The organism is Nocardioides psychrotolerans (assembly GCF_900113685.1).
Taxonomy (GTDB): domain Bacteria; phylum Actinomycetota; class Actinomycetes; order Propionibacteriales; family Nocardioidaceae; genus Nocardioides; species Nocardioides psychrotolerans.
Genome location: NZ_FOQG01000007.1, coordinates 45,007 through 59,522, shown reverse-complemented (window position 1 = coordinate 59,522; position 14,516 = coordinate 45,007). Strand labels below are relative to the sequence as shown.

General features: G+C 71.8%; 12 protein-coding genes. 6 read left to right on the top strand and 6 right to left on the bottom strand.

Annotated elements, in window-relative coordinates:
• Positions 1-18: 18 nt before the first annotated feature.
• A complete protein-coding gene (gene msrB, locus BM204_RS10195) occupies positions 19-423 on the bottom strand; it encodes a peptide-methionine (R)-S-oxide reductase MsrB (protein WP_091112784.1) in 405 nt (134 codons plus the stop codon).
• 115 nt (positions 424-538) lie between these two features.
• On the opposite strand from msrB, the gene BM204_RS10190 reads away from it, so the two are divergent.
• Genes BM204_RS10190 through BM204_RS10180 form a run of 3 tightly spaced genes read left to right on the top strand, consistent with a single transcriptional unit; the run spans position 539 to position 3,138 of the window.
• Positions 539-1,612, top strand: a complete 1,074-nt coding sequence (locus BM204_RS10190) for a ferredoxin reductase (RefSeq protein ID WP_091112781.1) — start codon at positions 539-541, stop codon at positions 1,610-1,612.
• 9 nt (positions 1,613-1,621) lie between these two features.
• Positions 1,622-2,815, top strand: a complete 1,194-nt coding sequence (locus BM204_RS10185; protein WP_091112778.1) for a fatty acid desaturase family protein — start codon at positions 1,622-1,624, stop codon at positions 2,813-2,815.
• Entirely contained in the window at positions 2,812-3,138 is a 327-nt protein-coding gene (locus tag BM204_RS10180; protein ID WP_091112777.1) for a hypothetical protein, read from the top strand. Before BM204_RS10185 ends, BM204_RS10180 begins: the two co-directional genes overlap by 4 nt.
• A gap of 10 nt (positions 3,139-3,148) precedes the next feature.
• Here BM204_RS10180 and BM204_RS10175 read toward each other — a convergent pair whose 3' ends face one another.
• Positions 3,149-4,018, bottom strand: a complete 870-nt coding sequence (locus BM204_RS10175; RefSeq protein WP_143099712.1) for a hypothetical protein — start codon at positions 4,016-4,018, stop codon at positions 3,149-3,151.
• 62 nt (positions 4,019-4,080) lie between these two features.
• Here BM204_RS10175 and BM204_RS22630 point away from each other — a divergent pair, with 62 nt between their 5' ends.
• From BM204_RS22630 to BM204_RS10160, 3 genes are all read left to right on the top strand, one after another.
• Entirely contained in the window at positions 4,081-5,166 is a 1,086-nt protein-coding gene (locus BM204_RS22630; RefSeq protein WP_091112772.1) for a DNA polymerase domain-containing protein, read from the top strand.
• A gap of 250 nt (positions 5,167-5,416) precedes the next feature.
• Positions 5,417-6,484 carry a sulfotransferase family protein gene (locus tag BM204_RS10165; protein WP_170259110.1) on the top strand — a complete coding sequence of 356 codons (1,068 nt, stop codon included), beginning with the start codon at positions 5,417-5,419 and terminating at the stop codon, positions 6,482-6,484.
• Between the two features lie 7 nt (positions 6,485-6,491).
• On the top strand, positions 6,492-7,481 hold the full coding sequence (locus BM204_RS10160; RefSeq protein WP_091112766.1) for a hypothetical protein: 990 nt from the start codon (positions 6,492-6,494) through the stop codon (positions 7,479-7,481).
• A gap of 75 nt (positions 7,482-7,556) precedes the next feature.
• On the opposite strand, the gene BM204_RS10155 is transcribed toward BM204_RS10160, so the two are convergent.
• Genes BM204_RS10155 through BM204_RS10140 form a run of 4 tightly spaced genes read right to left on the bottom strand, consistent with a single transcriptional unit; the run spans position 7,557 to position 14,507 of the window.
• Positions 7,557-10,244 carry a stealth family protein gene (locus BM204_RS10155; protein WP_091112764.1) on the bottom strand — a complete coding sequence of 896 codons (2,688 nt, stop codon included), beginning with the start codon at positions 10,242-10,244 and terminating at the stop codon, positions 7,557-7,559.
• The gene (locus BM204_RS10150) at positions 10,241-10,933 is read right to left on the bottom strand and encodes a hypothetical protein (RefSeq protein WP_091112762.1); all 693 of its coding nucleotides are present in this window, start codon (positions 10,931-10,933) and stop codon (positions 10,241-10,243) included. Before BM204_RS10150 ends, BM204_RS10155 begins: the two co-directional genes overlap by 4 nt.
• Positions 10,930-13,611, bottom strand: a complete 2,682-nt coding sequence (locus tag BM204_RS10145) for a stealth family protein (protein ID WP_091112759.1) — start codon at positions 13,609-13,611, stop codon at positions 10,930-10,932. Before BM204_RS10145 ends, BM204_RS10150 begins: the two co-directional genes overlap by 4 nt.
• Positions 13,611-14,507, bottom strand: a complete 897-nt coding sequence (locus BM204_RS10140; RefSeq protein WP_091112757.1) for a hypothetical protein — start codon at positions 14,505-14,507, stop codon at positions 13,611-13,613. The genes BM204_RS10145 and BM204_RS10140 overlap by 1 nt, the downstream gene beginning before the upstream one ends.
• Between the last annotated feature and the right edge of the window lie 9 nt (positions 14,508-14,516).

The window sequence follows — 14,516 nt, the reverse complement described above, 5'->3', positions numbered from 1 at the left end:
CCCGGTCCTCCCGACGACTCAGGCGTCGTCGGCCGGTGCGAGGGTCAGGCTGATCGAGTTGATGCAGTAGCGGTCGCCGGTCGGCGTGCCGTGGCCGTCGGGGAAGACGTGGCCGAGGTGCGAGCCGCACTTCGCGCAGCGCACCTCGACGCGCTTCATCCCGTGGCTCACGTCCTCGATGTACTCGATCGTGTCGGTCATCGGCTGGTAGAAGCTCGGCCACCCGCACCCGGAGTGGAACTTGGTGTCGGACTCGAAGAGCTCGGCCTGGCAGGCCTTGCACGAGTAGACGCCCTTCGTCTCGGTGTCGGTGTAGGTGCCGACGAAGGCGCGCTCCGTGCCGGCCTTGCGCAGCACGGCGTACTCCTCGGGGGTGAGCTCCTCGCGCCACTGCTCGTCGGTCTTGTCCACGTTGTAGGCCATGGGCCCCACGGTAGTAGCCGTCCGGAAATCACCCCTTCGGTCTGTTGACGAACCGCAGTGCACACCTGTTCACTGACTCAGTCGGACCGGCCGACCGTGGCTTGAAGGAGGCTCGATGGCGAGCACCATCCCGTGGGAACGCGTGCGCAGGGCGGGCAACAAGCTCACGACCCCGCTGCACCCCGACGACTACCTGTCGCTCATCAACCCACTGTGGAGCACCCGCGAGCTGCGGGGGCGCGTCGAGAAGGTCATCCCCGAGACGGCCGATGCCGCGACCCTGGTCATCCGTCCGGGCTGGGGCTGGCGCTACGACCACCGCCCCGGTCAGTACGTCGGCATCGGGGTGCAGGTCGACGGCAAGTTCCAGTGGCGTTCCTACTCGGTCAGCTCACCGCCCAAGCGCAGCGGCCGCACCATCGCGATCACGGTGCGGGCGATGCCCGAGGGGTTGCTCTCGGCACACCTCGTGTCCGGTCTCGAGCCCGGCACCATCGTGCGGCTGGCGCTGCCCGAGGGTGATTTCGTGCTGCCCGACCCGCCGCCCGCGAAGGTGCTCTTCCTCGTCGGTGGCAGCGGCATCACCCCGGTCATGTCGATGCTGCGCACGCTCGACCGCCGCGGCACGATGCCCGACGTCGTCATGCACTACTCCTCGACGACGCCCGAGCGGATGATCTTCCGCGACGAGCTCCTGGCGCTGTCCGAGAAGAACCCGTCGTTGAGCTTCCACCAGCTGCACACCGACCTCGACGGGATGCTCGACCTGGGTGACCTCGACCGGGTCGCCGGCGACTGGCGCGAGCGCGAGACCTGGGCCTGTGGTCCCGGCCCGATGCTCGACGCGATCGACACGCACTGGAGCGAGGCCGGCCTCGAGGAGCGTCTGCACCTCGAACGCTTCAACCTCCAGCTCGGTGGCGAGGGCGGAGAAGGCGGCACGATCACCTTCCGCAACTCCAGCAAGAGCGTGGAGGTGGACGGAGCCACCACCGTCCTCGAGGCCGGCGAGCAGGCCGGCGTCGGCATGCCCTACGGCTGCCGCATGGGCATCTGCCACACCTGCACCGTCACCCTCGTCTCCGGAGCGGTCCGCGACCTGCGCAACGGCGACGACTACAACCAGCCCAACGAGCAGATCCAGACGTGCATCACCGCCGCCGTCGGTGACTGCACGCTCGACATCTAGGAGACACGCATGGCCATCGCAGACGTCAAGGAGTACACCCACCTCAGCACGGAGGAGGTGGAGCAGCTCGGTCGCGAGCTCGACGCGATCCGCACCGAGATCGAGGAGTCGCGCGGCGCCGCTGACGCGGCGTACATCAACAAGATGATCCGCATCCAGCGTGGCCTCGCCTTCGCCGGCCGGGTGGCGCTCTTCGCCTCCCACAAGAAGCCGGCCTGGGCCGCTGGCACCGCCATGCTCGGCGCGGCCAAGATCCTCGAGAACATGGAGATCGGCCACAACGTCATGCACGGCCAGTGGGACTGGATGAACGACCCCGAGATCCACTCCTCCAACTGGGAGTGGGACACCGCCCAGCCGGCGGAGCAGTGGAAGCACTCGCACAACTACGTGCACCACCAGTTCACCAACGTGCTCGGCCACGACAACGACATCGGCTACGGCATCCTGCGGATGGCGCGCGAGCAGAAGTGGCACCCGGTCAACCTCGGGCAGCCCGTCTACAACGCGTTGCTCGCCGGCCTCTTCCAGTGGGGCGTCGCTCTCCACGACCTCGACCTCGAGGCGATCCGGAAGGGCAAGAAGGACCCGAAGGAGATGAAGCGGCAGCTCAAGCAGATCGTCAAGAAGGGCCGCAACCAGATCCTCAAGGACTACATCGTCTACCCGGCGCTCTCGGGCAAGAACTGGAAGACGACGCTCACGGCCAACGCGACGGCCAACGTCACGCGCAACCTGTGGTCCTACATGATCATCTTCTGCGGGCACTTCCCTGACGGTGCTCTGCACTTCACCGAGGAGGAGATCGAGGACGAGACCCGCGCCGAGTGGTACCTGCGCCAGATGCTCGGCTCGGCCAACTTCGAGGGCTCGCGGCTGACGCACGTCATGGCCGGAAGCCTCGGCTACCAGATCGAGCACCACGTCTTCCCCGACCTCCCGAGCAACCGCTACCCGGAGATCGCGGTCAAGGTCCGCGCGCTTTGCGAGAAGTACGACATCCCCTACACGACCGGCCCGCTCTACCGTCAGTACGGCCAGACGCTGCGCACGATCATGAAGCTCTCGCTGCCCAACGCCATGACGTCCGACGACTCGCCCGAGCCGCCGTCACCGTCGATCGACCGTGGTCGCAAGACCGACGCCGAGCGCCCGACCCGTCGCCAGGAGACGGGCGCCTACATGCGCAAGGCGGCTTCGTGAGCGTGACGGTCCTGCCGTTCGCGTGGGGTGCCGGGGGTGAGCTGGTCAAGGCCCGCGTCACGCAGTGCGCGCTGTCGCGCATCTGCGGGATGTGCTCGCGGCCGCTCGGGCGACCCGTCGCCTTCGTCGGCACCCCGCTCGAGGTCGGCCGCAACGCCTTCCACGCGCCACCGCTGCACGCTGGGTGCGTGACGGAGCTGCGGGCGCTGCCCTACGCCGACCCGACGTGGGAGGTCGTGACGACCTCAGGCTTCGAGTTCGTCCGGCCCAACCGCGAGGACGCCGACCAGCAGCCGACGTTCGAGCCCAACTCGTTGCTCTAGCCGGCCCGGGTCAGCCGAGCACGTGACGGCTGTGCGGCCACAGGGTGAGCAGGTCGACGTCGGGGAAGCGGTCGGCGACGGCGCGGTAGGTGTCGGCGTAGTGCTGCGCCACGTGCCGCGCGACGTCCTCGGGAAGCCGTGAGGTCGTCCTGCTCGAGGAGTTGCGGCGGGTGCCGAGGTCGGGCTCGATCGGCTCCATGCCGAGCAGGTCGGTGATCGCGCGCACGGAGTCGTGGGTGAAGAGCGACTCGTAGAACCCGTAGTGCACGTCCTCGGGTGCGAACACCGCGTCGAGGGCGGCGATGGTGTCGCCGTAGTGGCTGCGCAGCTCGTAGACCGGCTCGGCGTGCTGCTCGGCGAGCACCTGCTCGGTCGGGACCGTGAACCGGTCGGGTGAGCGGTCGGCCTGCATCCGGATCTGCGACCAGGTGCGCTCGACCGGGTCGCGCATCAGGAACACCGACACCGTCCTGACGCCCCGGGCGTCGAAGCCGTCGCGCACGGCGCGGAACCGGTCGGCGGGGAGCATCGCGTAGTCGGGGGTCAGGTCGGCTGCGGCGCGGAAGCGCGGAGCCCGCCGCAGCAGGCCGGCGAAGTAGTCGTAGTAGAGCTCCGGGTCGACGTACATGCTGGCGCGGTGGATGACCTCGGCGTCGGCCTTCTCGCCGCGCTGGGCGGCGGCCACGGCCCGCTCGGCCTGGCGCAGGATGCGCTGACGCATCCAGTCCTCCGAGGGCAGGTCGAGGCTGTCGAAGACGTGGTACTCCTTGCGGTAGCCGTGGGCGAGCTCCCGCGACTTCTTCAGGTGGTTGTAGAGCCACGTCGTGCCGCCTTTCTGGCAGCCCGCGCCGATCAGGAACGTCTTGCGGGGCTGTGGCACGCGCGTCACTCTAACGATCGCCACATCGACGGATGGGGGTGCCGGCCGGGTTAGGTTGAGCCATGCCCAAGACACCAGCTGCCGAGGTCGTCGCCGGGGGGCGCGCCGTGCGCGTGTCGAGCCCGGACCGGGTGATCTACGAGGCGACCGGACGGACGCCCGAGGTCACCAAGCTGATGGTGGCGGAGTATTTCGCGAGCGTCGACGACGGGCTGATGCGGGCCCTGCGCGATCGACCGACGGCGATGGAGCGGTGGCCCGACGGCGTACGCGACGGGTTCACGCTGGCGACGGGACGGCCGGGGGAGGCGGCGGAGGCGTTCTACCAAAAGCGGGTGCCGCGGGGTGCCCCCGACTACCTCGAGACGGTCGGCGTGACGTTCCCCTCGGGGCGCACGGCCGACGAGATGTGCCCGACCGAGATCGCGGTGCCGGTGTGGGCGTCCCACATGGGCACGTTGACCTTCCACCCGTGGGCGGTGCGGCGCGCCGACGTGGACCGGCCCGACGAGCTGCGCATCGACCTCGACCCGCAGCCGGGCACCGGCTTCACCGACGCGGTGCGGGTCGCGGGGGTCGCCAAGGAGCTGCTCGAGGAGCTCGGGCTGCGCGGCTTCGCCAAGACGTCGGGCAACCGTGGGGTGCACGTCTACGTGCGGATCCGGCCCGAGTGGGACTTTGCCGACGTGCGACACGCCGCGATCGGCTTCGGGCGCGAGCTCGAGCTGCGCGATGACCAGGTCACGACGGCGTGGTGGAAGGAGGAGCGCGGGGAGCGGATCTTCGTCGACTACAACCAGAACTGTCGCGACCGCACCATCGCGTCGGCGTACTCCCTGAGGCCCCTGCCGGGCGCTCCCGTCTCGACGCCGATGACCTGGGACGAGCTCGCGACCACGACGGACCCGGGAGTGCACCACCTCTTCAGCGTGCCGGAGCGGCTCGCCGACGGGGACCCGTGGGCCGGGATCGATGAGGAGGCCTACTCGATCGAGCCGCTGCTGAAGCTCTATGACGAGCAGCCGGGTGGCGAGCTCAACTTCCCGCCGGACCACCCCAAGATGCCCGGGGAGCCGCCGCGCGTGCAGCCGAGCAAGAAGGTCGACGCGCACTGGGACGCTGAGGGCAACCGCGTCGGGGAGGGCTGAGCGCTCTTCGGTCCTCGAGCATGCTCCCGTGAATCCGACCGTTCGCGTTCCCCCCGGAATCGCGACCGATCGGACTCCCGTGTCACCAGAGTCAGACTTTGTTGACTCGGAGAACCTATGACGGCGGGGCCCAGCAAGGATCAACAGAACATCCACAATTCGGTAACGGCGCCTCCGGCCGGTGGCGGGTGGGACGGGGGAGACGGGAGGCCTGCGGCCGGTCGCGCCCCGGACGATAGGGTCCAGTCGCGTGACGAACATCGACTACACCGCGGGGCGCCTGGTCCTGGTGACCGGCTCCGGCCGCAGCGGCACCAGCACGGTCGCCGGCGCCCTCGAGCGGCTGGGGCTGCACATCCCGCCGCCGCTGATCGAGGCCGACGAGACCAACCCACGCGGCTTCTACGAGTCGAAGTGGGTCATCGACTTCCACAAGGAGCTGCTCAACCGGGTCCCGGTGCGCACGATCGACACCCGGCCCGAGGCCGCGGCCCTGGCCGCCGGCGTCGCCGCCGACCCCGCCGTACGGCGTACGCTCGTCGACTGGCTGCGCGAGCAGGCCGGTCACCCGCAGCTGCTGCTCAAGGACCCCCGGGCGTTCTGGGTGCACGGCGTGTGGCGCGAGGCCGCGGCCGAGACCGGACGCGAGCTGACCTTCCTCACGATGCTGCGCCACCCGGTGGAGGTCGCGAAGTCGCGTGACACTGCCTACCTCGGCGACCAGACCGAGGAGTTCCGCCGCCAGCGCGCGACCGCCAACATCGCGGCCTGGTGCAACGCCGCCTTCGAGACCGAGATCGCCACCCGCGACGGCCGGCGCGCGATGGTCCGCTACGCCGACCTGCTCGCCGACTGGCGCACCGCGCTGCGCCGGGCCGGGGAGCAGCTGGGGCTCGACTACAACGCCGACCTGGCCTCGGGGGAGCACCACGCGGTCGACGACTTCATCGACGCCACGCTCTACCGCTCCCACATCAGCTGGGACGAGATCGACGTCTCCGACGACCTGCGTGCGATGGCCGACCGCACGTGGGAGCTGATGAACCACCTCGTCGACTCGCCGCAGGACACGGCGGTGGGGGAGGAGTTCGCGGCGATGCGTGTCGACTACGCCCGCGCGCACGACTACGCGGTCGCGATCGCCACCGACCACACCAAGGCCCGCGAGGCCCACGTGCGCCGCACGGTCAAGGCCAACATGGCCCGCGAGCACGCCCGCGAGCTCACGACGCTGCACGCGCGGATCGCGGAGCTCGAGGCCGCCGCGTCCACGGCTCCCGCTGGGTCCGGGCGGAAGCTGTTCGGTCGCAAGGGCTGAGCCCGCGATGGACGACGACGAGTTCCTCGGCGAGGTGCGACGCCTGCTCCCTGACCTGCTGGCGGACGAGGGACTGGAGGTCCTCGACGTGCGCGTCGTCGACGGCCGGGCCTGGCCCCGGGTGGAGGTGGCCTTCCGGTTGAGCGGCACGCCGCCGCGGTGGTGGCACGGCCCGACCTCGGGTGTTGCACACGCACCCTTCGGTGCGGACTGGCGCTACCTCAGCGCCCGCGACGTCCCCGAGGACTACGCGTGGCTGCTGGAGAGGGAGGTCTCGCGGGCGGCCCGACGACTCAACGACGAGCTCCAGGAGGCTTCGACCGCCAATGAGGTGGCCGAGCGCTGGCTGTGGTTGCTCGAGCGACTGGCCCTGCTGGGTCCGGTCGTCGACCAGGGTGACGGGCGGGTCAGGGTGACGGACGAGGATCGCGAGATCACCGTTGTCGCGACGCCCGATGAGTGGGCCCGGATCGCCGAGCCGCTGGACCACCACGCCGACGACCCGCAGGACTTCAACCCGACCTCGGAGGACGAGGTGTTCCTCGTCTTCCACGAGGACGAGCTGTGCTGGTCGGTCCGCGAGGAGCTGCCGCCGCTGCCGGCCGGGGCGGACTTCAAGCGTCGTGCTCGCGAGGCGCGGGCGCGCGGGGACGAGTCGACGGGGTGGTTCGCCTACGCGCCGTTCGAGTCTCCTCCTCGGGTGGAGGAGTGGGACGACGAGGCGGTCCGGTCCCACGCCGAGGCGCACGACGAGCTCTGGGCGTCGGCCCGCGGCCGCAGCATCGCCGAGGTGGAGGAGATGCTGCGCGACTTCGCCGGCACCGGCGCGCCCTACCTGCGCGACATCGACGTCGAGTTCAGCGCGCGGGTGATGTCCGACCCGCAGTGGGGTCGCAAGCACCCCGTCGCTGCGGTCGGGTTGGCTTGGGCGCACCGGGACGAGCGCTCGCCGTACCGCTCGCTGCGGTGGCTGTGGCGGCCGCGCTTCGCCGGCTGAGGCGCACCAGCACCAGCCACTCCGCTCGCTCGTGAGAGGGGGCCACGTGGACCCTTCTCACGAGCGTGCAGAAGGTCAGTGCTCCCAGGGGGCAGCGACCGAGAAGCAGGCGTCCAACGTCTCGGCCACGAGCTGGTCGACGACCTCGGGCGGCCGCGCCATCTCGTGGTGGTCGCCGAGGCAGAAGCAGTCCTGGTCCCGGTCGAGCAGCTGGGTGAGCCGGCGTTTCACGTCGGCCGCGCTGAGGTTGACGAAGCTGTAGTCGACGGCCCCGACGTGGGCGGCTCCTGTCAGGAGGCCGTAGTGCTGGGCCAACGAGGAGAGCAGCGAGACATCGGTCTCGGAGCGGAACGGCGCGCGTGCGGTGCGGTCGACGTCGGTGGCGAACTGCTTGCTGATCGCCGCGAGCGTGGACCGACGCTGGGGGTGTGGCGTGTGCTTGAACGTGCGGGTCGTCGTCACGCCGAAGGCGTCCTGGAGCAGGCGACGGTTGGTGGCGGCCGCATGGAGGAAGGGCAGGTCGTCCTGGTCCGGGAGCCCCACGACACCGCTCGAAGGGAAGACCGCTGCTGAGCCTGACGGGGTGAACCACTGCTCGGGGCGGCTCGGCCGACCGAGGAAGACGTCGTCGTTGAGGTAGAGGAACTGCTCGGACAAGCCCTCGATCCGGTGCAGCGCGGTCTCGATCGCATGGGAGTTGAAGGTCGGCAGCGCGTCGGTGGGGAGGATGTCGCGGTGGTCGACGAGGTTGACCCGGGGATGCGAGGTGTCGAGCCAGGTCGGGACCTGGCCGGCGGTGACGAGGTGGATCGTGCGCACCCAGGGGGCGAAGAGGTGGAGGCTGCGCATCGACCAGCGCAGCTCGCCGCGGTCGACGAAGCGGGCCCGCCCGCTCGCGGCGGGCGTCTGCATGGTGCCGGTGGCCTCGGCGAGCCGACGGCGGCGCGCCTCGTCCCAGACGGGGTCGCTCCCGTCCACCCAGGTGTAGACGACGTCGATCGGGAAGCGGCACTCCTCGGGCGTCGGCTCGACCATCACCGGGAAGGTCGGGACCTCGAGGCGCTCGACCACGGTCGTCGCGCTCGCGGCGCCGCGGGGGACATGGGTGGCGTAGCGCGCCTGGCCGGGTGAGTGCAGGTCGCCGTCGACGCCCTCCTCCCACCACTCGACGCGCAACCCGCAACCGGCCAGCAGCGAGGGGCGGCCGTCGACGAGGGGCCACGGCTCGAGCACCAGCACGCTGGTGCGGCCACCGCGTAGGTGCGGCACCAGGTCGGAGGGCGTGCCGCGACGGGCGGGCCAGCCGCCGCGCTCGGGATCCAGCACCGAGAGGTACGGCGGGAGGTCGGTCGCCGCGAGCCCGTCGAGGAAGGCACGGCGTGCGGACATCGGCAGCACGAGCACGGTCTCGCCGGCATGCGGGGGCACCACGAACCAGTCGTCGCACACCTGGTCGGCGACCCGCGAGGCGACCGCCAACGCGGCCTCGCGCGCCTGGGCCGGGGTGACGCCGGTGCCCTCGGCCCCGGCCGGCGCCTCGTGGCGCGACCGGGCAGCAGCCGGGCGACCGGCGCGCAGGTGTGCCGTGCTCCGCCCGGAGGTCGAGGCCCCGTGACGGGCGACCGCCCGCTCGAAGATCGTGCGCCAGCGGTCGGTGATCGAGTCGATGTCCCACGATGCCGCCTTGGCGATCGCGGCCTCGCCGAGACGGTCCCGCAGGCTGGCGTCGGTGGCGAGGCGCAGCAGCGCCGCCGCGAGCGCCTGCTCGGAGCCCTGCGCCACCAGCAGCCCGTCGACGTCGTCCTCGATGATGGCGCGGGGGCCTGAGGGGCAGTCGTAGGAGACCACCGCGACGCCGGCGGCCATCGCCTCCTGGATCACCAGCGGGAAGCCCTCGGAGCGCGAGGTCAGCGCCGAGATCGACGCCTTGGCCCACTCGGTGGCCATGTCGGTCGTGGGTCCGGGCAGCTCGACGCGGTCCCAGAGGCCGTGCTTGCGCACGGTGCTCATGACCTCGAAGCGCGAGGGCCCGTCGCCGTAGATGCGCAGTCGCCACCCGGGCATCCGGTCGGCGACGAGGGCGAAGGCGTTGACCAGGTGGGCGTACTGCTTCTCGCCCATCAGCCGACCGGCCGCGACGATCAGCGGGGCGTCGCGCAGCGACCGGGGCCGGAAGCCGGGTGGGATCGCGTTGGGCATGACCACGATCTCGGGCGCGCCCGTGCCCAGCTCGTCGCTGAGCCACGTCGCCATCGGCTCGGTCAGCATCGCGACCACGTCGGCGCGCGGGGCAAAGGTGAGCAGCGGCTCGAGGCCGGAGGTGCGCTGGGAGGAGGAGCGGTGCTCCTGGTGGACCAGCGCGACATGCGAAGGCACCAGCTGGGTCGCGAGCGACAGCAACGCCGGGGTGACGCTGACGAGCACGTCGGCGGTCACGATCGGCAGTGCCGCCTCGAGCGCCACGTCGGCGAGCGCGTCGAGGTTGGGGTCCCAGGAGGGGTTGATCAGCAGCGGCGGCGTGCCGCGCAGCGCGGCGGCCTCATCGGGCATCAGTCCCGCGACGTGCACCTGCTCGCCGGAGGCGTCGACCAGGTCGTGCACGGTGATGGCAGGGTCGATCGCGTAGTGCGCCGCCTCGACCTCGCGGTAGACGCTGTAGATCTCCACGTCGTGGAAGCGCGCCATCGCGTTGGCCTGCGTCACGATCGCGCTGGCCGTGCCGCCCATGCCGTAGATCGTCGGCAGCAGGTAGGCGATCCTCATGCTCCGGCACCGCCCGCGATCGCCAGCTGGCCGTCCGGCTGCCACTGCAGGCGCCCGCCCGCGGTGGCCGGCAGCACGACGGCGAAGTTGGCGCGCTTCAGGTCCCGCTCGCGTCGTACGACGGGCACGTCCAGGTCCCCGGACCTCACCGCGAGCCGGGCGACCACGCCGTCCGGCACGACCAGTGACGCGTCGAGGACGGCCCGGCCGTCGACCACGGCGACCCGGCCGATCTCGGTCGACTCATCGAGCGCGACCAGGACGCCATCGGCTATGGAGAGCCCCAGCGTCACGACGTCGCCGTCGTGCTCGATGCCGTCCACGACACAAGCAGCATCGGCGCGGGTGCGCGCCACGCGCAGCTCGCCGTCGGCGGCGAACGCACGCAGCTGCCAGCGTCCGTCGCGGGTCGGGGGCACCTTGGTCGGACCGACCATCGGCCCGCCGTCCCAGGTCACGGTCTCGCCGTCGAGGGCGAAGGTGAGCACCACCTTGTCGGCGTCGACCCCGCCCAGCAGCGCAGCGACGTCGAGCCTGGCGACCGCCAGCCCGTCGCGGTGCTCGGTCGGCACCGGCAGCTCACCATCAGGCCCGCCGCGCACCGCCAGCGTCTCGCCGGTGGGTGCGGGGACGGCGAGCCAGAGGTGGTCGCCGTCGAGCACCCGTGCGTAGACCGCGACAGCGGTCATGCCAGCTCCCAGGGGGCGACGACGGGGAAGTAGGCGGAATACCAGGCGGCGAGCAGCTCGTCGAGCGTCGACTGCCGCAGCGCGTGGTCGTGGTGGTCGCCCAGGCAGATGAAGTCCTGGTCGCGCTCCAACGTCAGCGAGAGCTGGCGGTCGACGTCGTTGTTGGCGAGGTTGACGAACTCCAGGTCGGCCGTGGCGACGTAGGAGCTGCCGGTCAGCAGCCCGTAGTGCTGGGCCAGCGAGCTCAGCATCGCCACGTCGGTGTCCGAGCGGAACGGCGAGCGCGCGGTCGCGGCCACCGGCTCGGCGAAGCGCTCGGCGATCTCGCGGAGCACCGAGACCCGGTGGGGGTAGGGCGCGTGGGCGAGGTTGTTGGTGGTGACCTGGCCGAAGGCGTCGTAGAGGAGGTTGCGGTTGTTCCACGCGGCCTTGAGGTAGGGCGGGGCGTCGGGGGTGTTGGTGAGCCCGATCGTGGTGTGGGAGAAGTAGGTCGCGAAGAGACCGGCCGGGCTGAAGAAGGTCTCCGGGTGGACCGGACGGGCGAGGAAGAAGTCGTCGTTGAAGTAGAGGAAGTGCTCCGCCAACCCCTCGATGCGGTGCAACGAGGTCTCGATCGCGTGGGAGTTGAAGGTCGGCAGCCCGTCGGCCGGCAGGAGGTCGCGGTGGTCGACGAGGTTGATCCGGGGATCGCTGGTGTCGAGCCAGTCGGGCACCTGCCCGGCCGTGACGACGTGGATGCGCCGGACCCAGGGGGCGAAGAGGTGCAGCGAGCGCAACGAGTAGCGCAGCTCGTCGCGCGCCAGGAACCGTGCCTGGCCGCTCGACTCCCGCGTCTGCGCCGTGCCGGCGATGCCCTCGAGGCGGGCCTGTCGGGCGGCGTCCCACTCCGGGTCGCTCCCGTCGACCCAGGTGTAGACGACGTCGATCGGGAAGGCGCACTGGCTGACGCTCGGCGCCGCCATCAGCGGCAGCGTGCGCACGGCGACGCCCTCGACCTCGTGCTCGACCGCCGGCACGTCGTGCGGGATGCGGTCGGCGTAACGGTTGCGACGCGGCGAGAGCAGGTCGCCGTCGGCGGAGCTCTCCCAGAACTCCACCTCGACGCTGCAGCCCTGGGACAGCACGCTCGGGGCGCCGTCCTGGGTCGGCCACGGCTCCAGCGCCACGACCGAGGTCATGCCCCGGTGCAGCTCGCGGGCCAGCGGCGCGATCTCGCCGCGCCGCTCGGGCCAGCCGTGCATCTCGGGGTCGCGCAGGCAGAGGTGTGCCGGGTGGTCGGCCGCCGCGAGCGCCTCCAGGAAGGTGCGACGTGCGGCCATCGGCAGCACGACTGCGGTCGCGGTGGTGTGGTCGCCGGGCACGACCAGCCACGCGTCGGTGACGCCGCGCGCGGTGTCGACGGCGAGAGCGAGGGCGTCGTGGCGTGCCTGCGTCGGGGTGATGCCGGTGATGTCGGCGTGGGTGCCGTCGACCACCCGGCGACGGGCGGGAGGCGTGAGGGCACGCGAGGCCAGTCGCCCGCGGCCCGCGCGACGGGCTCTCGCGTCGGCGAAGACCCGGTGCCAGCGCTCGGCGACCGACGCGGCGTCGTACTGCCGGGAGGCGCGGAGCGCGCCCTCGCCCAGGCGGCGGCGCAGGTCGGCGTCGGTGGCCAGGCGCAGCAGCGCGGCGGCGAGGCCGGAGATCGACTCGGGGCCGACCAGCAGGCCGGTGCGCTCGTGCTCGACCAGCTCACGGGGTCCCGAGGCGGAATCGAAGCTGACGACGGGGACGCCCGCGGCCATGGCCTCCTGCGCGGCGAGCGGGAAGCCCTCGGTGCGCGAGGAGAGCGCGCAGATCGACGCCTTGGCCCACTCGGCGGCCATCTGGTCGGTGGGGCCGGGGAGCTCGACGCGGTCGTAGAGGCCCCACTTGCGGACCTGGCGCAGCACCTCGCCGCGCTGGGAGCCCTCGCCCCAGATCCGCAGGCGCCAGTCGGGGATCTGGTCGGCGACCTCGCCGAAGGCCTGCACCAGCTTGGCGAGCTGCTTCTCGGGCACGATCCGACCGGCCGCCATGATCAACGGGGTGTCGAGGCGCGAGCGCGGCGAGAACCCGATGGGCAACGGGTTGGGCAGGACCACGATCTCGGGGGCGAGCTCGCCGAGGCGGTCGCGCAGCCACTGCGCGGACGTCTCGGTGAGCACGGCGACGACGTCGGCTCGGGGTGCGTGGGCGGCGAGGGTGTCCAGGCCGCTGACCCGGTCGGAGAGCACCCGGTGCTCCTGGTGCACCACGATCGTGTCGTCGGGCAGCAGGATCACCGCCGGGCGGAGCAGGTCGGGGGAGCAGGTGACCGCGACGTCGACGTCGAGCACCGGGAAGGCAGCCTCGAGGACCAGGTCGTCGAGGGCGCTGAGCCCGGGCGCCACGGTGGAGGCGCGCTCGCGCAGGCGCCTGGCCTCGACCGGGCGGACCAGGTCGGGCTCGAGCGGCGTCGGCGCCTTGGGGTCACGCAGGTCGAGCAGGTAGTCGAGCCGGATGCTCGGGTCCACCGCGAAGTGCGGTTCGTCGGCCGTGCGGCGCACGCTGATCACGCGCACGTCGTGGTCGAGCGCCAGTGCCTGCGCCTGGGTCAGCAGCGAGCGGACCGGGCCACTCATCGCGTCGACGTCGTCGACGAGGTAGGCGATGCGCATCAGGCGTCCTCACCCTGCGAGGTGGCGGCGGGGTGCGCCGGTCGAGCGGCGATGCGCAGGCCCAGCGTGCCCTCGGGGGTCCAGCGCAGGCGCAGCTCGGGCGTCTCGGGGTCCTCGCCGAAGAGCTGCGGCAGCATCGTGGCGGCCTGCGCCTTGGCCAGGTCGTCACCGCGGCGACGCACGGCGTGCTCGTCGACCAGCACGCGAGGCCACACCTCGTCGCCGGTGGGCAGGTCGGCCAGCGAGATCCGGGCGTGCAGGAGGCCGTCGTTGCCGATGGTCAGCGGCAGGGTGTGCACGAGCACGCCCTCCTGGTCGACCAGGCGCAGCTCGGGTCCGTGGTGGCCAGGGAGGTCGCCGGGCAGGGGATCGATGGCCAGCGTGACCGCCTCGCCGTCCTGCGCGACGGCACGCAGCGCCACGGTCGCGGGCTGGGGCGTGCGGACCGCGCGGAGTCCGCCGTCCTCTCCCCGCTCGAGCGACCACGCGTGGGTGCCGTCGGCCGACAGCGGCGTGCGCACGAGGCTGTCGGTCGGCAGCGGGTGGCTCCACACCGGCTTGGGCGTGCCGCCACCGGCGGGCACCAGCACGACGTCGTACGACGTCGGCTCGGCGCCGCCGGGCAGCGCACCGAGGTCGACGCGCACCGCGCGGAAGGCCGGGTCGTCATCGGGGACGTCGCTGGGCAGCGCGACCACGTCACCGGTGCCGGTGACGCGCAACGCGAGCGAGCCGGGGGCGGCGTGGATCGCCAACCACAGGCTGCGTCCGTCGAGGATGCCGGCGAACGCGACGACAGGTCGGCCGCGCGGCGGCTGAGGTGCGACGGGCGCGCCCGCCGCGGCAGCAGGGGCCTCCGCGGAGCGGCGCAGGACGGCCTTCGGGGCGAACTTCACCGGGCGATG